The sequence below is a fragment of the Alcaligenes sp. SMD-FA genome, assembly GCF_025960365.1.
Lineage (GTDB): Bacteria > Pseudomonadota > Gammaproteobacteria > Burkholderiales > Burkholderiaceae_B > Alcaligenes > Alcaligenes aquatilis.
Genome location: NZ_CP110108.1, coordinates 1788119 through 1807950, shown reverse-complemented (window position 1 = coordinate 1807950; position 19832 = coordinate 1788119). Strand labels below are relative to the sequence as shown.

Below are 19832 nucleotides of genomic sequence, written 5' to 3'. Positions count from 1 at the left end.
CTTATCAATGGACGATATAAAAGCATTTGCTTTAAAAATATTTCAATCACAAGCCTTCAGCCAATTCATCGGCGCTGAGCTGGTGACATGCTCTAAGGACAGCGCCGAACTGGCACTCGCTGTTCAGGATCATCACAAACAGCAACATGGATTTGTTCATGGTGGCGCAATCAGTTACCTGGCGGACAATGCCATCACTTTTGCTGGGGGGCTTGCACTGGGCGGAAACGCGTTAACCGTAGAATTTAAAATCAATTACATCCGGCCAGCGATTGGCACTCGTTTGGTCGCCAAAGCGCAAGCACGTAGTGCAGGAAAGCGCATGGCAATTTGTCAATGCGAGGTTTACGCCATTGATGGCGAGTCCCAAAAACTATGCGCTCTGGCCCAGGGAACAGTGGTTCCGGCCACGTAAACTCCTTGAACTGACTCCCCCCAAAAGCTTGGCTTCATATCAGGGCACGGCGAACAGCGATAGCCCGGTATAAAGGGAAAGATAATGCGGCACGATGCACAGTTACAACTACTGGATACGCTTCTCGCACTTCATCGCACAGGCCGGGATCAGCCCATGCTTGATCGTGTCGTGCAACTTCCGGTGAATATTTATACAGACCCCGATATTCTGGAAAAAGAAACGAGCAGTGTATTTCGGCATTATCCGATGCTGGTTGGGCACGCTTCACGCATTCAGGAACCAGGTAGTTATTTACTGAGTGATTGGGATTCATTCCCGTATGTCATCGTGCGAACTCAAGAAGGCCATCTGCGCGGGTTCCTTAATATCTGCCGTCATCGTGGCGCGCGCCTCGTTGCTGGCACGGAACCGTGTCTGAAGGCTTTCGTCTGCCCTTTTCATGGATGGTCCTATGACTTGGACGGCAAGCTTAAAGGAGTGACAAAACCCTATAATTTTCCGGATCTCGATAAGCACGCGTTTTCATTGATCGAACTGCCCGTCGCGGAGCGGGCCGGTCTCATCTGGATTCACCCCACGCCAGGCACAACGATAAATCTGGACCACTTTCTTGGCTTTGTCGGCGAGGACCTCGATCATTTCGGCCTGAAGGAGCTTGTGCCTTACCGCAAGTCCCAAATTATCAAAGAAGCGAATTGGAAACTGTTGATCAAGACCTATCTTGAAGGCTATCACGTCCCTTATCTTCACCGCGATACGCTGTCACATGCCTTTCGCAAGGGCGTTATCGCCCACCATGAATATGGGCCACATATTCGCTTGGCGGCGGCGCGAACCAACTTTCAGGAAATAGTGAATGTGCAGGCGGACCAGCGGCGTATTCTTGATTTCGCATCGGTTTACTACTCTATTTTCCCGCACGCTTTTTTTATTATGCATCCAGATTACGTGTCCATTAATCTGTTCTATCCAGAGGCACCGAATCGAACCATCTGGACACATGAAATGTTGTATCGGCCCGAGCAGTTTCACGGAGAAGCGGGCATGAAGGCGCTAGAAAAACGTTTCAGCTATACGAATGATGTCGTATTCGATGGAGAGGATTTCGCCATAGCCGAAGGCGTGCAGCGGGGTTTGGTACATGGAGGCAATGTCATGCACACACTAGGGCTCGAAGAGGGGCTGCTGGCCATATTTCAACAAAATATTGAAAATGCGCTCATGGCGCACCCGTCGAGCCCTTTCATTGCCAAAGAGCCCGACTGATGGAAATTCCTAGCCCTTAAATACGCTTGAACAAGGCCGAGCGCACCTTGCCGCTTGCCCCATCTGCCGCTGTCAGAAACTGCTCCATGTGAATGTCACGCTCAAAAAGACGGCTTTGCATCAAGGTGGAGATCGCCGCTTCGATCATGGGCGGCGGTCCACACAAATAGGCTTTATTGCCTGAACAGCGTTGCTCAAAAAACTGCCCCACTGCCTCATGTACAAAGCCCACAAAGCCTTCCCAGGCATCTTCCGGCAAGGGCGCATTCAAGGCCGGAATGTAGTGAAAATTGTCATGCTTTTCAGCTAGCTGATAGAAATGATCGGCGTGATACAGCTCGGCTTTATTGCGCGCCCCCTGGAATAGATAAATAGGACGGGTATCGCCCTCTTCCAGCAAATCCATAATCATGGATTCGGGGCTGGACAGGCCCGAGCCACCGGCAATGAAAATCGCGCCTTGCGGGTCGGACTTGCGCACAAAGAACTGACCATAAGGGCCGGACACATCCAGAGACTGCCCCACTTCCAGTTCCTCGTGCAGCCAGGTCGTGCCTGCGCCCCCTTCCACCTTGCGTACGTGCAAATCGATAATGCCGGCCATGGACGGCGGATTCGCAATGGAGAAAGCACGGGTACTGTCGATGGACGGCACCTGCAGGTTGATGTACTGCCCGGCCTGGAACGCCATCGGACGATCCAGTTCGAGGCGGATGTGCTTGATCGTGGGCGACAAGTCTTCAATCAGGACGACCTTGCCCTGATAATCCTCGACGGGCAGCCCCTGAAAATCCGGGTCCACGTCCACATCGGCCTCGATGACCATATCGGATTCGGGCAGGCAGCAGCAAGCCAGCAGCTTGCCTTCGTCCCGCTCCGAATCCATCAGGGCAAAGCTGGACGCATCGCCTGCGTCTGCATAACCTTCCAGCACCTGCACCTTGCAGGTGCCACAGGTTCCATGTCCACAGGCAAAAGGCAACCAAACCCCTTGTCGCAACGCCGCGTCCAACAAGGTTTGTCCGTCTTCCACCTCGACCACATCACCTGTGGGTTCTACGGTTACCTGATACGTCATTGCTGCCTCCGCCTCTTATACGCCCGTACCCTTGTAGCCATTCAGGCCAGGGGTTTTGAAACGCAACAAGGATTTGTGATCAAAGCCCTGGGCACCCAAGGTGTCGTTCGGGTTCAGTTCAACCGCCTCGCCATTCAGATTCCATTGCACCTTGCTCCACTCGATCTGTTCGAAGTCAGGGTGCTGGGCAAAGCCGGCCGGCATCAATTGCTGAATCAGTTGCGACACCGTCATGTCGGGCTGAACCAGAAAAGCCTTGGCTGAGCAGAACAACAAGTGCTCATCCCAACCGATGTACAACAACATGCTTTCGCCGTAATGCGATTTCTGATCGCGCGCGTAGCCTTGGTAGTCCGGGGTAATTGCAGTAACTGCCATCTTGATCTCCAATTTTTTTAGGTCGTGGCCGCGCCCGCCGGGGGCGCGGTCCTTTGTCTCGTGTGACTAGGCCGTCACTCCTTTCCATTCATTCCAGCGCGCTTGATCCACCGAACCCTTGAAGTCCATATTGTCGACACCCACGTTCAGCTGGTAGTAGTCGCTCAGGATCTTCTCCAGCTCAGGACCACCGCAGCCGCCTTGCAGGATCTGGTTCACCGGCAGCCAGGCCTGGATGTACTTTTCAGGCTCGTGCTCGAAAATGTCGCGGCAGCCATCCGAGCACGTGTGGTAACGCTCGCCCTTGTACTGACTTTGGCGATAGGTAATTTCGTCGGGCTTGTCCATGTCGGTAAAGGTCATGGGCACCTGACATACCTGGCACAGTTGTGGCAGGCCACTGGAATAGAAACGCTTGCCTTCGGCTTCCATCTTTTTGGCCATTTCCCAACGTGGGCGGTAGTACTTGTCGAACGTATCGGGGTACTTGGCGCTCAGCCAATCCAGTTCCTCGTCGCTGGGGATCCAGGTGTGGAAACCGGCAGCATGGCCGAAGTTGTAGAAAATCCACCAGGCTTGGTGCGAGATGTGCTCTTTCTCTTTCTCGATCACATCGCTGTACTTGGGCATGCGAATGCCATAGCGGGCCAGATCCTTGAACAATGCGCCACCGGCCTGCTCGAAATAGACCTCCCAAGCCTCTTTCCAGGACATGACCTTGTTGGGAAGCATATAGTCCATCATCATGGCCACCACGGACAGCAGGCGGGTGCCGCGCCAGAACCATTTGTCGATCCATTCCTGCACAATCGGCACGTTGTCCTCGTGCTGCTCCAGCAGGAACTTGATCACTTCCAGACCCAGCGTCATGTGGCGTGCTTCGTCAGACTGCGAGCTGAAGCCGAAAGTCACGGTGGCCATGTCGCCGTTGTAGGCCGCACCCGACATAAAGGGCACAAACAGCAAGTTGGTCAGCACATACTCGAAGGAGAAGCTGATTGCCAACAGAAATTCAAAGGGGCCTGCAGCACGGGCATCTTCAAAAAAAGACTTGGGCACGGACAGGTACCAGACGCGGTCGTGCATATGGCTCCAGTCCTGGAAGCCATTGAAAAACTTGTTGTAGTGGCTCATGGCGTGAACCTGCGTCTGGACGTGACGCAGCTCGTCAATCGACTGCATCTGGCACGCAATACGTGCGCCAATGCCGCTGAATTGACGTCCCACATGGGAGTAGCCCTGGTAAGCCTGGTATTCCAACGGGGTCACCGCCGTCAGGAACACCTTGATCGCGTTCAGATAACGCGGATCGGAAATATTCATCTGGCCATTGTTCTGCGCGAAGGCATCAAAAATGGCGTACAGCTTCTTTTCTTTTTCAGCCTGGTACTTCCAGTACGCGTCCATTGTCAGACGGAACGGATCTTCCCATTTGGACCAGTCGGTAATCTTGATTCCCTCGAACTCCTCGTAGGGGAAGGCGTCCTTGCGATCCTGATAGCTGAATTCCCAGTCCAGATCACGCGTTAGATAACGATATTTGTCTTTGATATTTAGTTTTTTCGTGGCCATATTGCCCCCTTTTCTGATTTAGCTGTTCCAGTGCAACAACAAGCGGTCTTCATCTTCATCCACATTGCCACCCAAGGTGATCAGATTCAGATGCAGTTCCTGCATGTCCCACTGCTGCCCGTACTTTTCTTCCACGGTCTCGCGCTTGACGGTCAGTTGGCCCACGCACTCAATGCGAATCATGGCTGGCTGATAAATCACCGTGGCGTCCGGGTTGTCTTGCTCGATGGCCTCGACGATGTAGCGCGACATGTCGTTGTCTTGCAGACCGATATAAACCTTGGATTTCATCAGGCCTCTCCCCCCAGGCTCAGGCCTGCTTTTGTGACGCGTTTGGCAATGGTTTCCTGCACTTGTGCCCAGACTTGATCAGCCTGGTCGGCAAAGGCAGCCTGGATGTAGGGCATGAAGGCGGCTTGCACTTGCGGCAGCCACTGATCCAGCCAGTTTTGCAATTGCTGCTTGTTTTGCTCGCTTTCAGCAACGGCAATCTTGAAGACACTATCGCTCCAGTTGGACAGGTCTTTATGACAATCCAGCATGAACTCCAGCAGCATATCCAGATCGCGGCCGCCTTCCTTGGCCAGATCCGCCACCAGCCCCTGATACACCACTTGATGCACCACGGTGTTGATCAGCAAGGACTGCACCAGCAGCAGTTCAAACCAGTCTTTCTGAACCAGCGTTTTTTCGCACAAGGCACGCAGACCTTGCCAGGCCGCATCCTGCATCCAGGCCTCTTTGGCCTGGCTCAGGGAATCGGCACTATTGCCATCAATCAGCAGGCCAATACGGGAGACGTATTGCGCCATACCCAGCGCGTCCATCCCGGCATAGAGACAGGCTTGGGTAATGGTGGTGCCATAACCGTAGGCCGAGCCGGACATAAAGTTCAGATTGGCGGTTTGCTCGATGTGGCGCAAAGGCAGCAGCAAACGGGTGACCTTGGCTTTGACCTCCTCGCTCAGGTACTGGGCCAGATCACGCTTTTCAAAAAAGCCGTAATTGGTTTCAGCCGCTTCCTGCATGCGGGCACGGTTTTGCACGTAAGCACCGTAGTAGAACTGACGGGGGTCACGGAACACATACCAATCCTTCATCTGGATGGCGGTATGCGTGGGGTCATTCAGGGTCTTGTCCGGCATCCACAGGGGCCGGTAATGAAAGTTGGCCGTCGCCTGGGCATCGTATGTCGCTTCCTGGTAGCGGGTAGCCGGCTTTTCACCAAAGCGGCGAGCCACGTTGGCGAAGGTTTGCCGCACGGGCTGCAAACTGGCCGTTTTAATTTCTAATGTCATCCTCTTGTTCTCCTGAATAAAACCTACTGGGCTTCAGCCTGACGGCTGTTACCGACCAAAGTGTCATAACCAAAACGCCATTTTTCTTCGTTCTCGTCATTGACCCGCATTTGCTCCTCGCTCATGGGCTGGACATTGTTCTGCAGGCAAAACTGCTCAAATGCCGCCGGTGGCATGACCAGCTCCACAAACAGGTCCGGCTGACCAATAGCAAAATCAAATTCCACAAAGCGGGCATTGGCCGGACTGCGCACGCGTACGTACTTTGTCAAAGTGGGCAAGCTCGTGTCTGACATCGGTTCTCCTCCTGATCAAGCTGTTGCATGAGTGTCCACAGCCTGTTCATAGCAAACTGCGTGCCAACTTTATGCTTGAAGGATTTAACCCTTTAGGATTAAAGAGATAGAGGGGGTGGCAGTCAGATACCCTGTGCTACTGAGCGGCTGGCTCAACAAAAAATTGATCATTTGATCAAGTGCTTAGCGCCGTTTTCATCAAATGCTGAGTTAGGGTAAAGCCCTAGAAAAAACCGTTTTATCCGTCCTCTGGACACTATTCTGTTTTCCTTGAGTCACCAGAAAGACAGGCGGCATACTGATTTTTAAAACACCCAAAACCACAATAAGAAACAACAGATGGAGACAGCCATGGGGGCTACGGAACTCACACTGCCATTAAGTCAGGACCTGATCGACGCCATTCGCTTTGATGCCCGTGAAGGAAAAATATGGTTTGGCGAGCAGCGCATGCTTTTGCTGCATGCCAGCGGTTTTGGCCAGCTACGCAAGGAGCTGATTGCCTCTTTGGGCAGCGAGCGCGCCAAATACTTTCTGATGCGCTTTGGCTACCACGCCGGCATGAAAGATGCTGAAGTGTCCCAAAAAGTGCGCCCGGACCTCTCATTGAAAGAGACCTTTCTGGCCGGCCCACAAATGCACACCATTCGCGGCATGGTCAAAGTGGTGCCTACTTCTCTGACTTTTGATCGCGATGCCGGCCAGTACTACGGCGAATTTGACTGGTTTGATTCCTACGAAGTCAGCAATCACCAGAAAGAGCACGGCCAATCCAGCGAGCCGGTCTGTTGGAGCTTGCTTGGGTATGCCAGTGGCTACACCAGCTTCTATATGGGCAAGAGCATCATCTACAAAGAAACCCAATGCGGCGCCATGGGCCACAGCCACTGCAAGATCGTGGGCAAGCCTGCCGAAGAATGGGAAGCGGATGACCCCGAGATTGACCGCTTCATGCTGCCTGACCCGGTTCAGGACGAACTGTTTGCCTTGCGATGTGAGCTGGTGAAGTTGCGCGAACAGGAGTTCAAACACTCCAGCGCCAACTTCACCTTGCCCAACTCCATTGGCCAGTCCGCCGCCTACCAGGCCGCCTGTCATCTGCTGGAAAAGGCGGCACAAAGCAAAGTCTCCGTGCTGCTGCTGGGGGAAACCGGCGTCGGGAAAGAAGCCTTCGCGCGCGGCCTGCACGCCGCCAGCGATCGGGCAGATCAGCCCTTTATTGCAGTGAACTGTGCGTCCATTCCCCCGGAGCTGATTGAGTCAGAACTATTTGGTGTCGAGAAAGGTGCTTATACCGGCGCGCATAAATCCCGCCCCGGTCGCTTTGAGCGTGCCCAGAGTGGCACCATCTTTCTGGATGAAATCGTGGAGCTATCGCCCCGGTCCCAGGCCGCCCTGCTCCGTGTCTTGCAGGAACAGGAGCTGGAGCGCGTCGGTGATGAAAACATCCGCCATATCGATGTACGCGTCGTGGCCGCCACCAACGAAGATCTGGCCGAGGCCGTACAAAAAGGCACTTTCCGTGCCGACCTGTACTATCGCCTGAATGTCTTTCCCATCCACATCCCGCCGCTGCGTGAGCGCAAGGAAGACATTCCGTTACTGACCGAGTATTTTCTGAACAAGTACTCCAGTCTGTACAAAAAGCACGTGCTGGGGGTGAGCGACCGCAGCCGGGAATTGTTGATGCAGTACGACTGGCCAGGCAATATCCGCGAGTTCGAGAACATGATCGAGCGCGGTGTCATCCTGACCGAACACAATCATGAAATCGAAACCCACCACCTGTTTCCGCAACAGAAAAGTGCCTTACAGTATCTGAGCAGTTTGAACACGCAAGGCTTTATGGCCAAAGAGCCCTGTTTCAGCGCGCACCAGACGCAATATCTGGAGGATCTGTTGGAAACGCCCTTCAATCTGGATGATCTGGAAGAGCAAATCATCCAGCTAACCCTGAAAAAGACGAACGGGAATATTTCAGAAGCGGCGCGCAGGCTGGGGCTGACTAGACCTGCTTTGGCATATCGGCTGAAAAAGGTGGCGATGCCAGCGTAAACAGCACCAGCGCCTTGCCCTGCCAGGCGCTCACCTTAACCAAATATATGCTGCCCTTGTAGCAGCCTTGCTCCTATGCCTGCGGCACCCAAGGCAAGCAAACCGATCAAAACGGCGTAAAGCGCCGTTAGATACCAGCCCAGTCGTTTACCAATACCTTGATTTGCCATCGGTAAGCCGCGACAAACACGGTCATAAGTGCGGCTCATGGCAAAAATCAAGCAGGAAAAACACAGACCCAAGGCGGCAAATACATAATTGATCAGCGCGAATTGACGCTGCGGGTTAGCAAACCCATCCACTAAAAACACCAAAGCCAGGAGCAAGGCTAACAAGGACAGCCCTAGTCCTGACACGGTGGCAGCACAATGGAAAAATACTTGTCTTTGACGTTCCACGATTTATCCCAACAAGCTGGCAGCGCCATCGCCAAACACGGCGCGTCAAGAGCCCATGCACACAGAAGCGGCAAGCACCTTGACCTCGCTATAGCGACCCTGACTTGTCTTGACCATGACGCATGTCTGGGTGGCACGATTCCACCAGGTCGTACTTAAACCTTTTGTTTTTACTGCGACATACCCTTCTCTTTGCAGCCTCATTTCTCCCCCCGCCGCACGGGCATCCTGAAGGCTGAGCGGGTCAAACTCCGACGTGTGGCTCTGCCCAGACTGCACGGCCTGCACCTGAATGACCGAACCGTCTTGGCTAATGAGCGCCTCGTGGCTGTGAATCACGCTATCTTTGCCGATCACCACCACATTGCCCGAGGCTTTCAGCGAATTCGCCCCCAGCATTTCAATGCTGTCTGCCTGCACATGGACCCGCCCTAAACGGGCATTTTCTTGTCCGTTGGCAGCGAGAGCCGATGCAGACACCCACAGCAGGCCCACGGTCAGCGATATACGTAACATCGTCATTATTTTCCTTTCGTATTTTTCATACAAACGTTAAGAGTCCATTAACTCGACAAGGTTCCTTGATCCGAGTCATTGCCTGGCTTGTCGGTCTCAATAGAACCCACATCAGCGGCACAACACTGGCCTGATTTCTTCTACCCACTACAATGGAGGCTTATCAAGGAGTCTTATGTTGGAATTTCAGCCCCGTGAACGGGCGTATTTATCTGGTATCCGTGCCCTGTCTCAAGATCAGGACGACAATGAAGTGTTTGTGGGTATGACCGTAGCCGAGTCCATTTGGTACGCAAACTACGTAGCGCAGTCATACAAAGGGGATGTAGCGCGAGGCGATGAGGCCGAAGCACATTACCTGGCCCTGCATGATCAACACGAACAGGCACGCCGTGCCGTACTGGCATCAGAGTCTGTGCTGCAATCGTTCGACACAGCCGCTCAGTCATCCTGAGCACATCGCGACACTCCCCAGGCCGGGCAAGCATGTCATTAGCCCTGTTTCATCAAGCCTGGTTTGCTCGCCCATAAAAAAGCCCGCCCATTTTCAACAGGCGGGCTTTTTTTATGAAGACGGGCCCCAGCCTCTGCTGCGCTTGGCTTGGCTTGGCTTGGCTTGGCTTGGCTTGGCTTGGCTTGGCTTGGCTTGGCTTGGCTTGGCTTGGCTTGGCAGTCATCAAACCAGCTGCCTTGCAAAAGCACAAGCTACAGACGCAGCTCCTTGGACAAAAAGGTTTGCACTCGCTGTGGCCGGCCCTCCAGATCACCAAAGAATACATCCGTGGGTACGTCCTCCAGAATCTGGCCCTGATCCATGAAAACCATCCGATCCGCCACTTTGCGGGCAAAACCCATTTCATGGGTGACGCACATCATGGTCATACCCTCTTGCGCCAAGCTGACCATCACGTCCAGCACCTCATTGACCATTTCCGGGTCCAAAGCCGAGGTAGGCTCGTCAAACAACATGCAGACCGGGTCCATGCACAAGGCCCGTGCAATGGCAACACGTTGTTGCTGCCCACCCGACAAGCTGGCCGGATAGCGATCCGCCATCGCCTTCAGGCCCACCCGATCCAGGTACAGCAAGGCCCGTTCGGACGCTTCATCACGCCCCCTGCCCAGCACTTTACGTTGTGCCAAGGTCAGATTGGCCAAGACATTCAAATGCGGAAACAGCTCGAAGTTCTGAAACACCATCCCAACCCGGCTGCGCAGTTCCGGCAGATTCGTCGCAGGATCGCCGACAGAAACGCCGTCCACCAGGATCGTGCCTTGCTGGAACGGTTCCAGACCATTGACGGTTTTCAACAAGGTGGACTTGCCCGAGCCCGAAGGCCCGCACACCACCACCACTTCCTGACGGTCCACCTGGGCCGTACAGTCCTTGAGCACCTGAAACGTGCCATACCACTTGGAAACACTATCGATACGGATCATTTGCCATCCAGTCGCAGATGTTTGTCATAACGTCGGGCCACCCGATTCGCAAGCAACTCCAGCGTTGCGCAAATCACGTAGTACATCAGCCCGACAAACAAGAAGATTTCAGTGGGGTGAACCATGACCCGATTGCTGACCTGAGTGGCAACAAAAGACAATTCCGCCACGCCAATGACATAAGCCAGCGAGGTGTCCTTGATCAAAGCAACCCACTGATTAATAAAAGAAGGCAGCATCACCGGCAAGGCTTGCGGCAGAATGATGGACGTCATGATTTGAACAGTATTCAGGCCCAGCGCCCTGCCCGCTTGCCACTGCCCTGCTGGCAAACTGCTGATGCCCGCTGATACCGAATGCGCCAGATAGGCGCCGCCAATCAAGGACAAGGCGCAGACCACGGTAAACAAGCCCGGCACATCCACCTTGAACAGAATGGGCAGCAGAAAGTACACCCAGAAAATCAGCATGATCACAGGGATGGCACGGAAAAAGCCCAGAAACAGCAGCAAGGTGGTATGCGCCACACCGCGCGTCAACACCAGGGCCACCCCAAAGACCAGCCCCAAAATAGCCGACAGACTTGCCGAGAGCACGCTTAACAAGAGCGTCAGCGCCGCCCCACCTAAAGGGCCATGCGGATACGCCCCCACCAGGAAATACAGCAGGTTGTCATGAATTACATCGACGTTCATGACAGCCCACCTCGCACTTGCAGGCGATGGCGTTGCAAGCACTGCCCTCCCACCTCCACCAGCATGACCAGCAAGACATACAGCAGCGTGGCAATCCCAAAGGACTGGAAGGTCTTGAAGGTTTCCGTTTCCACCTGACGGGAGGCATAAGAGAGCTCGGCCAAGCCAATGGCCATGGTCAGCGAGGTGTTCTTGATGACATTCATGTACTGCCCGATCAGCGAGGGAAAGGTATTGCGCAAAGCCTGCGGCATCACCACATAGCGCCAGACCTGCATGGACGACATACCCAAAGAAGCGGCAGCGGCCCATTGGCCTTTGCGCACTGCCCGCACGCCGGAGCGTAACTCTTCAGCTACAAAAGCCGTGGTGTAGATCGTCAAACCCACAAAAGCGGCCAGCATCTCGAAACTGGGCCACTGCACATCGAACAAGACCAGTTGCAAGATATGCTGAGTGTTCAACCATTGCACCAGCTCCGGCGGCATCAAGGCCGAGGCTCCGAAATACCAGAAGAACAATTGCACTAACAAGGGCGTATTACGGAACAGACTCAGATAAGCGCGCACCGGCCAGGCCAAGCAGGCAAAGGGCGACAGTCTGGCAATACACACCAGAAAGCCCAAAACAGTTGCAGCGAAAGAGACAACTAAAGAGAGCTGGATCGTGACCCAGAACCCTTGAAGCAACCAGCCCACATAGTGGGGTGCCAGCCAGAAATCAGAAGACGGCATAGCAAACACCAAAAAGCAGGATCAAGCGATCCCGCTGTTAAAAACACAAACAGGAAAAGGCCAGCCTGAACAGTCAAGGCTGGCCTGCAAGCACGTGATGACTTACTGTTGCTGACCGATGCGGTACAAGCGATCTAGCGGGGTCTTGGATTGCGGGCCAAACCAGACGTCATAAATGGCTTGTGCCTTGCCCTGGGTTTCCAGCTCCAGCAAAGTTTCATCCACAAAGGATTTCAGTGCTGTCTCGCCTTTGGGGATACCAATGCCGATCAAGTCCTCGGAAATGCTGAAGGCCGGGATTTCATAGTTTTCCTTGTCCGGCACATTGGCCAGCAGACCGATCAGCTTGGGGCCATCCTGAGTAATGGCTTGCACATTGCCATTACGCAAAGCGGTAAAGGCGAAGGGCGTATCGTCATAGGCAACCAGCTTGGCCTGGGGGTATTTTTCACGCAGGACGATCTCATTGACCGTACCTTTATCCACACCAATACGCAGCGAATTCAACTGCTCGGGAGAGGACAAGACGCCTTTCTTGGCCAGGAATTGCTGGCCTGATGCAAAGTACGGAATGCTGAAATCAACTTGCTTGGCGCGCTCTTCCGTGATGGTGAAGTTGGCCAGAACCAGGTCCACTTTATTGGACGTCAGCAGCGGCACACGATTGGCCGGGTTGGTCGGCAAGACCTCCAGCTTCACACCCAGTTTGTCGGCCAGAGCCTGGGCAAAATCCACATCCAGACCGGTGATCTGACGGGACTTCTGATCTACAAAACCAAACGGTGGGTTGCTGTCAAAAGACGCTACTTTCAAGACACCCGTTTTCTTGATGTCATCCAGACGATCAGCCTGGGCCACGCCAGCCACCAACGCCAGGGTAAGGGTTGCGGCAATGCTTAAAAACGACTTCATGATAAACACATTCCGATAAAAAAATGGCACGTCCGATACATACCGTCGTGCCATTCGACCACAGCCACAAGCTATTCAAAACGATCTAATTTCCCCATGCTTATTACTAAAAACCCTAAGGGGATGCTCTGATTTATGCAGGTGTTGATCGAGCCATTACCGAATACGCGCTACTTGTTGGTCGGTACTACCTTTTGCACTGCGAAGCCTTGCGCGGCTGCGTAATCCAGCAATTCGTTCACGACCTGTGGATCAGCCTGTTTTTCCCTGGATAGCACCCAGAGATATTTCCTGTCCGGTGTCCCTACTAAAGAATATTGATAGTCCCCTTCCAGCTTCATGATCCAATAGTCGCCCCACACCATGGGGAACCAGGATAGCCATTTCGGCGCAAAGCGCACTTCCAATATCGCCGGATCAGCCGGCTCCACACTACGGGACAAACGCCCCTGCCCGATAGCTTCCTTCACTTCACCGTCCTTAGCCTGACAACGATTGGTGACCGTAATCGTCTTATCGGCTGCCATCACGTAATTAGCTTGCACATCACCGATGCACTCACGCTGAAAACTATTGGGCAAACGCGCCTGCTCGAACCAGGTACCCATGTATTTGTTCAGATCCACATTTTCCTGAGTTGCCAGATCAGCTTGAGAAGAGGCGCAAGCGACCAATAGTGCAGGCAGCGATAAAATAAGCATTCTTTTCATCATGGAGCACTCCTTATGCGTGGACCAGGATCGTGTTCCTGGAAGCATTCTTTAATAGCCATGGCAATGCAGGTTTGGCCAGATAAAACACCAGACTTGCACCAGCCAGCCCGATTATCAGGAAAACAACTTGATCACGTCTTCGCCCGTCATCTCCCGCGTTTTATTAGCAAATGCGTAGTTACCAGGTTTGTCATCAATAAAGACCTGCAGCTCAAACGGCCAGCTCCCACTATCCTTGAACAGACCAGCAGAGATGGCATGAAAGCCCCCTGCTTTGAGCTTGTAAAACAAATGGGTACCGCACACATCACAAAAACTGCGCTCCGCCCACTCTGAGGAGGCATAGGAACGCACGTGCTCCTCACCTTCGACCACGGGGGTTCCATGGGACTCCAGCGACAGGAACGGACCACCGGACCAATGGCGACAGATGCCACAATGGCACGCACTAACCGAAGGCTTGTCTTGCTGAACACGAATTGAAACGGCACCGCACAGGCATTTGCCGTGAATCATGGATTTGTCGTTTTCCATATGCGCCTCTTTTAGGTAGGTAGACACGTCATTCTAGCGGCTGAATCAGCCAATTACGGCAAGCCGATGTAAGACGTGTCCAAACCAGTGAAATCGCTCCATTTCCAGCTCAACCCTTGTCTTCCGACATAAAGCCCCAAGATACGACCCCGGTGCGTGAACACACCACCTCAACTGACTTTTTATGTGTTTATGAAGATGACTAAAAGCGCCCTTAATCCCCCCACTGTATTCAATTCTTTGCAATACGGTTTCAGCCAAGGTCTGGTTGTTACCGGCCAACGCCGTGTCATGTTGTCCGGACAAGTGGGTGTCGACGCCCAAGAGCAAACCGTCAGCGGTGGTATGCGCGAACAAACCGAAGCGGCACTGGACAATATAGAACGGGTTCTGGCCGAAGCAGGCGGCACAATCGACCAAGTCATTATGTTGCGAATTTTCATTCGGGAAGATGCCAGCTCGCCCCAAGAGCAAGATGCTATTGCAGCCGCATTGCTCAAACGCTTCCCGGTCAATCCCCCTCCTTCATCCTGGATTCTGATTCATGGTCTGGCCCGGTCGGAATGGTTGATCGAGATTGAAGCAGAAGCCATGCTGGATTAAGCCCAGGCTTTTTTGCACAACCTTGCCCGGCTCGCCTGGTCTGAGCCGGGCCACGGCAAGCAAGCCAACGCCAACCACATTCGCATACGTCGCGCGGCATGGGCGTGCCTTATGCCATCCATCACATCCCTTACACACTAAACACTGAATCTCTTAACAAGAGACATTTAGACACATTGCTAAAACAGCGTTGCCCAAAAGAGCACAAACGGCGCAGCTATACTAAGCGACCGATTGTTTAACCTACAGGGGAAGTTCGTTTTGCATACCGTCATTAAAATCGCCGCCATGAGCGGTGTTATTGTTTTGCTGGCCGCCTGCGGCAGTGCCAAAGATGCCAATAAAAGCAATTTCAGCACGGCGATTCAAACGTATTTGGATACTCAAAAAGGGCTATGTGCTGCCATTCCGGCAAAGGGTTCGCCATTTACGCTATCCAATCGCGACACGATAGGCAGCAGTAAAAAACGGGCAGACGCCTTGGTGGAAGCCGGCTTACTGAGCAAGCGCGATACGGAAGTCAAAGCGATGTTCGGTGACAAGATGGAACCGGGCTCCGAGTATCAACTTACTGAAGTCGGCCAAAAATTCCTGGTTCCTAACGGGGCCAACACAATGGGCGGGCACGATGCCTTTTGCACAGGCAAATTTACCGTTGTGGCTGTAGACAACTTTACTGAGCCCAGCGACATGATGGGTGTCAAAGTCTCGCAGGTAAATTACCGCTTCAAACTGGAAGATGCAGAAGACTGGGCCCGATCCGAGGCGATCGGCGCCAATTACAGAAACTTTGCGGAGCGGGCAAAAGCCGAGGAAATCTCGGGCAAAGCCGCCCTGATTCTGACGAACGACGGCTGGATGCACGAGCGTTTGTTCAAACGCGGCTAAACCTTCGAGGTTAATGACAGCACAAGCCCCTACTTTTGGGGCTCGCGCTGTCACCTCATGCGCTGTCAAGCCGCCTGACTGCGGCAGGCAGGATTTATAGCCCCCAGTGCGCCAGGTCCGGATGACGAGAAAGTCGGCCAAGCGCCTGTTCAACAAGGTGCGCACAATCGAGCAAGGCTGCATCATGCCCTCGCGGGGTCATTAATTGAATGCCTGTGGGCAAGCCCTGCTCATCCAACCCGGTAGGCAGAGAAATGGCCGCCGCTCCCAGGAAATTGCCAGGACGCAGTAACTTACCCAATCCGGCATGCCGTACATCCTCGGGGTCCAGCGCTTGGGCCACCTGATCGCAGGCGGGCATCAACAAGGCAGCCGAACCTTGCATCGCCTGTGCAAAAACCTGCATATCAGTCCTGCGTCTTTGCAAAGCGGCTTCATAAGATGCGCTATCAATCATCCCACCTGCCAAAATACGGTCCCGCACCACCGACCACAAGGCTTGCCGAGAATCAGCAGCGAGCTCGCCGTAATAACGATAGGCTTCATACGCGAGCACCGTTGAATTATCCTCTGCCATCCGAGCAAAAGATAAAGCAGGGGGTGGCGTCCACGTCTGCACTTCCAGGCCCGCCGCTTGCAGACGATCCAGCGTGCCCTGCCAATTCAATTGTGTCGCGCTGTCCAAGGTAGCGGGCCAGGCCTGGGCATCGAGCACAGCGATGGGGCTGTGTATCGGTGCCGCAGGTGCTCGCAGGGCAGCCACACAAGCGGCGGGCAAAACCAAAGTCGATGGGTCGGCAATGTCCGGCCCCGCCAATACCGCCGCCAGTTGGCGGGCATCGGCCACACTGCGGGCAATCGGCCCCAGCACATCCAGGGTCTCGGACAAGGGCAAGCTGCCTGCGCCACTGATCATTCCGCTCGAGGGCTTATAACCGACAAGGCCGTTCAGTGTGGCTGGCGCACGCACTGAGCCACCGGTATCCCCCCCCAGGGCGATGGGCACCAAACCGGCCGCTACCGCCACCCCACTCCCGCTGGACGAGCCACCCGGAGCGCGGGCTACCGCAGCATCCCACGGATTGCGTGCCGTACCCTGAGTCAGGTTTTGTCCGGACAAGCCGAAGGCGAACTCGGTCATTTTGGTTTTGCCCAGCACCACCATGCCTTGCGCCATCAGCGAACGCAGTACAGTCGCCGTCTCCGTGCTGATCTTGCCGACACGGCTTTGAGAGCCCAGGGTCGCCTCGGTTCCTTCCCATTGAACACTGTCTTTGACCGCAACGGGCACGCCATGAAAAGGCCCCAGCACGATGCCAGCAGCCAGTAGACGGTCAGCCGCGTCTGCTTGAGCCAAGGCCCGCTCGGCCGTGATCACACTAAAGGCATTAAGTCCGGCAGCACGCTCGATACGGTCCAGAAAATAGGTGGCAACTTGCCGGGCACTTAATCGGCCCTGTCGAATCTCGAGACCGATCTGAAGAGCATCTCGAAAATGAAGGGCGACATCTTGTTTCAACATGGAGCTTCCTGAAAATCACACAGCCCGCCAAGCGGGCTGTACATGCCCGGCCTGACACCGGGCGAAACGGGCGCGATCAGCGCAGTTTTTTTCCGACTGTCTCGGGCATACGGATGAACGTGATCAAGGTAATGACCGCACCAGCCAGCACATAGTAAAAGAACCAGCGTTCCAAGCCATTGCTTTGCAACCAGGTCAGCAAATAAGGAGTGGTCCCCCCCAGCAACGCCACCATCAGGTTATAGGGCGCCCCGATACCAACCGCACGTACGCTGGTTGGAAACTGCTCAGACATAATGGCAGGGCCAATCGAGGTATACATGGCGTACAGCACCAAGCCAAACAGCTCTACCGTCAGGATGGAACCGAAAGACGGCCCCAATGTGCTCATGAGCGGATAAAAGAAGAACAAATACCCGGCGGCAAACACGATCAACTGCGGCTTGCGTCCGATACGATCGGACAAAGCGCCAAACAAGGGCTGCACCACCATGAACACAATCAACGCCACCGTATTGGCGGCAAAGGCCACCTTGGGATCGGCCTGCACATGGCGGATGGCGTAGGTCGGCACGTAAGCGACAAAGATATAGAACGCGAAGGTTGTCAGAATGGAAAAACCGATAATGCGCAGCACTTCTACAGGATACTCACGCAACAAGGTACGCAAAGGCTGCTTTTCTACACCCGCTTTTTTGCTTTCAGAAAAAGCCTCAGTCTCGGGAATCGAGCGCCGAATCCAAAGGCCAGCCACACCGCCCAATGCTCCCAGCAGAAACGGAATACGCCAGCCCCACTCGGCCATCTCCGCCCGGCTCAACCAGGTCGTGAGCACCCAGCCCACAGCCGAGGCCGCCAAAATACCGACTGCCGCACTGAAGAACACGAAACTGGAATAAAAACCGCGCCGATGAGGGGGCGCCATCTCGGTCAAGAACGTGGTAGCCGAGGCATACTCCCCTCCCAGGGACAAGCCCTGCAGCAAGCGGGCCAGCGTCAACAAAAGAGGCGCCGCCAAACCTATTGCAGCATAGGTCGGGGTTACTGCGATAATAAGCGACCCTCCGGCCATCATCAGGATAGTCAGCCCTAAAGCGGCCTTGCGTCCGTAGCGATCGGAGAAAATGCCAAGCAACCAGCCACCGATGGGACGCATGAAAAAGCCCACTGCAAAAATGCCGAAGCTGGCCAGCAACGCCGTGGTCTCATTGCCGTCGGGAAAGAACTGGCTGGAGAAAAAGATAGCGAAGGAAGCGTAAATGGTCCAATCAAACCATTCAACTGCGTTGCCTACACTGCCAGCCACAATGGTACGAACGCGCGAGACCGGGGCAGGGTCGAGGCCAGGCGGGGCGCTCGGACGATGAGAGGGAGAGCTCATGAATTCCTCAATTTATTTATTTTTGGACAAAAAAAGATTAAAAATTTTGTTTTTTAGCAATTGAAGAAGGTTAATTAGATGAATATGGTCACGTCAAGCAAGGGTAAACCCTTGCTGCCCACGCTCGATGACACCGATCTGGCCTGCTTGATTGCCTTGCAGGCAGATCCACGGGCCTCCTGGCGGGAGCTGGGCGCAGCCGCAGACATTGCCGAACGTACCGTGGGCAGGCGAATCAAACGTCTGTTGGAAACGGGTGCATTACGCGTGATTGCAGAAACCGACCCGCTGGCAACAGGCAAGGGGGTCGTACTGCATGCCTGGATGCGTTGCCACGCCGGTCAGGTCCCTCACGTGGCTGACACACTGGCCCAAATGGAGAACTGCCAATTGGTTGTCACCTTGGCCGGCTCAGCAGACCTGATGGCTGAACTGACTCTGGCCGATGAAGCAGACATGCCCGAACTGGTGACCCGCATTCTGCCCTGCATGCCAGGAGTTGAGCACGTCGATGCACGCCTGGTCCTACGGTCTTTTCGCCGCGCAGGTCAATGGCGCATACAGGCCGACCCAGCCGGCATTACCGATACAAGCTCCGCACACACACCCCTTGCGCTCAACGAGGCTGAACAGCGAATCGCCAACTGGTTAAAAAGAGATGGACGAGCCAGCCTGGCCGAACTGGCGGAGCAGGCGGGCGTGAGCGAACCTACTGCCCAGCGACTGTTGCAGCATTTGGTGGAGCGCAAAGCGCTGTCGTTCAGGGTTGAAGTGGAACCCGCTTTGGTGGGATTCCCAGTTGAAGCGGTGGTATCCGTGCAAGTACGCCCTCAAGCCGTCAATACCTTGGCGGCGCACTTGGCGCAAGATCCCAATACCCGTTGCCTGTTCGGTACCAGTGGCCCCTCACAGCTTTTCTGGCACATTTTGTGCCGAGATAGCCTGCAGCTCTGGGATGTGGTGACACGTCGGCTGGGGGAAATAGAAGGCGTACTCAACAGCAACGTTGCAATCGTCATGCAAGCTCATAAACGCTGCGGTATCGTGCGCGGCCAGGAGTCGGCACAGGAGGAATAGTCAGTTAAAAAAGGAGGACAGGCCGGCCTGCTCATCGCCACGCAGCATGGCTTATGCC

General features: G+C 54.4%; 23 protein-coding genes. 7 read left to right on the top strand and 16 right to left on the bottom strand.

Annotated features, from left to right (window positions below; genetic code table 11):
* The first annotated feature begins 7 nt into the window (after nt 1-7).
* Complete coding sequence (locus tag OKX01_RS08355; RefSeq protein WP_094196556.1) at nt 8-415, top strand: PaaI family thioesterase; 408 nt, start codon at nt 8-10, stop codon at nt 413-415.
* Between the two features lie 156 nt (nt 416-571).
* Entirely contained in the window at nt 572-1684 is a 1113-nt protein-coding gene (locus OKX01_RS08350; protein WP_264672771.1) for an aromatic ring-hydroxylating oxygenase subunit alpha, read from the top strand.
* Nucleotides 1685-1700: 16 nt separating this feature from the next.
* On the opposite strand, the gene OKX01_RS08345 is transcribed toward OKX01_RS08350, so the two are convergent.
* The 6 genes from OKX01_RS08345 to OKX01_RS08320 all read right to left on the bottom strand — a co-directional run bounded on the left by OKX01_RS08345 (nt 1701) and on the right by OKX01_RS08320 (nt 6306).
* On the bottom strand, nt 1701-2762 hold the full coding sequence (locus OKX01_RS08345) for an NADH:ubiquinone reductase (Na(+)-transporting) subunit F (protein WP_094196554.1): 1062 nt from the start codon (nt 2760-2762) through the stop codon (nt 1701-1703).
* 15 nt (nt 2763-2777) lie between these two features.
* On the bottom strand, nt 2778-3140 hold the full coding sequence (locus tag OKX01_RS08340) for a phenol hydroxylase subunit P4 (protein WP_094196553.1): 363 nt from the start codon (nt 3138-3140) through the stop codon (nt 2778-2780).
* Nucleotides 3141-3206: 66 nt separating this feature from the next.
* On the bottom strand, nt 3207-4712 hold the full coding sequence (locus tag OKX01_RS08335) for an aromatic/alkene/methane monooxygenase hydroxylase/oxygenase subunit alpha (protein ID WP_094196552.1): 1506 nt from the start codon (nt 4710-4712) through the stop codon (nt 3207-3209).
* An 18-nt stretch (nt 4713-4730) separates the two neighbouring features.
* The gene (locus OKX01_RS08330) at nt 4731-5003 is read right to left on the bottom strand and encodes an MmoB/DmpM family protein (protein ID WP_094196551.1); all 273 of its coding nucleotides are present in this window, start codon (nt 5001-5003) and stop codon (nt 4731-4733) included.
* Nucleotides 5003-6010 (bottom strand): aromatic/alkene monooxygenase hydroxylase subunit beta, encoded by a 1008-nt coding sequence (locus OKX01_RS08325; protein ID WP_094196550.1) that lies wholly within the window; start codon nt 6008-6010, stop codon nt 5003-5005. The genes OKX01_RS08330 and OKX01_RS08325 overlap by 1 nt, the downstream gene beginning before the upstream one ends.
* A 23-nt stretch (nt 6011-6033) precedes the next feature.
* Complete coding sequence (locus OKX01_RS08320) at nt 6034-6306, bottom strand: phenol hydroxylase subunit (protein ID WP_094196549.1); 273 nt, start codon at nt 6304-6306, stop codon at nt 6034-6036.
* A 351-nt stretch (nt 6307-6657) separates the two neighbouring features.
* Between OKX01_RS08320 and OKX01_RS08315 the strand changes: the two genes are divergently transcribed.
* Nucleotides 6658-8361, top strand: coding sequence for a sigma-54-dependent Fis family transcriptional regulator (locus tag OKX01_RS08315; protein ID WP_094196548.1), 1704 nt, complete (start codon nt 6658-6660; stop codon nt 8359-8361).
* 35 nt (nt 8362-8396) lie between these two features.
* Here OKX01_RS08315 and OKX01_RS08310 read toward each other — a convergent pair whose 3' ends face one another.
* Together OKX01_RS08310 and OKX01_RS08305 are read right to left on the bottom strand one after the other, a co-directional pair.
* Nucleotides 8397-8759: a hypothetical protein gene (locus OKX01_RS08310; protein ID WP_264672770.1), complete on the bottom strand. Its 363-nt coding sequence runs from the start codon at nt 8757-8759 to the stop codon at nt 8397-8399.
* A 45-nt stretch (nt 8760-8804) separates the two neighbouring features.
* Nucleotides 8805-9275 (bottom strand): hypothetical protein, encoded by a 471-nt coding sequence (locus tag OKX01_RS08305; protein WP_230018308.1) that lies wholly within the window; start codon nt 9273-9275, stop codon nt 8805-8807.
* A 175-nt stretch (nt 9276-9450) separates the two neighbouring features.
* Here OKX01_RS08305 and OKX01_RS08300 point away from each other — a divergent pair, with 175 nt between their 5' ends.
* Nucleotides 9451-9729, top strand: a complete 279-nt coding sequence (locus OKX01_RS08300; RefSeq protein WP_094196545.1) for a hypothetical protein — start codon at nt 9451-9453, stop codon at nt 9727-9729.
* A 251-nt stretch (nt 9730-9980) separates the two neighbouring features.
* Here the strand turns inward: OKX01_RS08300 and OKX01_RS08295 are convergent, their stop codons facing one another.
* From OKX01_RS08295 to OKX01_RS08270, 6 genes are all read right to left on the bottom strand, one after another.
* A complete protein-coding gene (locus OKX01_RS08295) occupies nt 9981-10715 on the bottom strand; it encodes an amino acid ABC transporter ATP-binding protein (RefSeq protein WP_094196543.1) in 735 nt (244 codons plus the stop codon).
* Complete coding sequence (locus tag OKX01_RS08290; RefSeq protein ID WP_108727406.1) at nt 10712-11410, bottom strand: amino acid ABC transporter permease; 699 nt, start codon at nt 11408-11410, stop codon at nt 10712-10714. Before OKX01_RS08290 ends, OKX01_RS08295 begins: the two co-directional genes overlap by 4 nt.
* Nucleotides 11407-12144 (bottom strand): amino acid ABC transporter permease, encoded by a 738-nt coding sequence (locus OKX01_RS08285; RefSeq protein WP_249462272.1) that lies wholly within the window; start codon nt 12142-12144, stop codon nt 11407-11409. Before OKX01_RS08285 ends, OKX01_RS08290 begins: the two co-directional genes overlap by 4 nt.
* A gap of 102 nt (nt 12145-12246) precedes the next feature.
* Nucleotides 12247-13056, bottom strand: coding sequence for an ABC transporter substrate-binding protein (locus OKX01_RS08280; RefSeq protein ID WP_094196540.1), 810 nt, complete (start codon nt 13054-13056; stop codon nt 12247-12249).
* Between the two features lie 170 nt (nt 13057-13226).
* Nucleotides 13227-13769, bottom strand: a complete 543-nt coding sequence (locus OKX01_RS08275; RefSeq protein ID WP_234354411.1) for a lipocalin family protein — start codon at nt 13767-13769, stop codon at nt 13227-13229.
* A gap of 114 nt (nt 13770-13883) precedes the next feature.
* Nucleotides 13884-14303, bottom strand: coding sequence for a GFA family protein (locus OKX01_RS08270; RefSeq protein WP_094196539.1), 420 nt, complete (start codon nt 14301-14303; stop codon nt 13884-13886).
* Nucleotides 14304-14501: 198 nt separating this feature from the next.
* On the opposite strand from OKX01_RS08270, the gene OKX01_RS08265 reads away from it, so the two are divergent.
* Nucleotides 14502-14906: a RidA family protein gene (locus OKX01_RS08265; protein ID WP_094196538.1), complete on the top strand. Its 405-nt coding sequence runs from the start codon at nt 14502-14504 to the stop codon at nt 14904-14906.
* A gap of 261 nt (nt 14907-15167) precedes the next feature.
* Nucleotides 15168-15794, top strand: a complete 627-nt coding sequence (locus OKX01_RS08260) for a hypothetical protein (protein WP_264672769.1) — start codon at nt 15168-15170, stop codon at nt 15792-15794.
* Nucleotides 15795-15888: 94 nt separating this feature from the next.
* Here OKX01_RS08260 and OKX01_RS08255 read toward each other — a convergent pair whose 3' ends face one another.
* Together OKX01_RS08255 and OKX01_RS08250 are read right to left on the bottom strand one after the other, a co-directional pair.
* Nucleotides 15889-17316, bottom strand: a complete 1428-nt coding sequence (locus OKX01_RS08255) for an amidase (RefSeq protein WP_094196536.1) — start codon at nt 17314-17316, stop codon at nt 15889-15891.
* A 76-nt stretch (nt 17317-17392) separates the two neighbouring features.
* A complete protein-coding gene (locus OKX01_RS08250) occupies nt 17393-18697 on the bottom strand; it encodes an MFS transporter (RefSeq protein WP_094196535.1) in 1305 nt (434 codons plus the stop codon).
* Between the two features lie 78 nt (nt 18698-18775).
* Between OKX01_RS08250 and OKX01_RS08245 the strand changes: the two genes are divergently transcribed.
* Nucleotides 18776-19774: an Lrp/AsnC family transcriptional regulator gene (locus OKX01_RS08245; protein ID WP_094196534.1), complete on the top strand. Its 999-nt coding sequence runs from the start codon at nt 18776-18778 to the stop codon at nt 19772-19774.
* Nucleotides 19775-19832 lie beyond the last annotated feature (58 nt).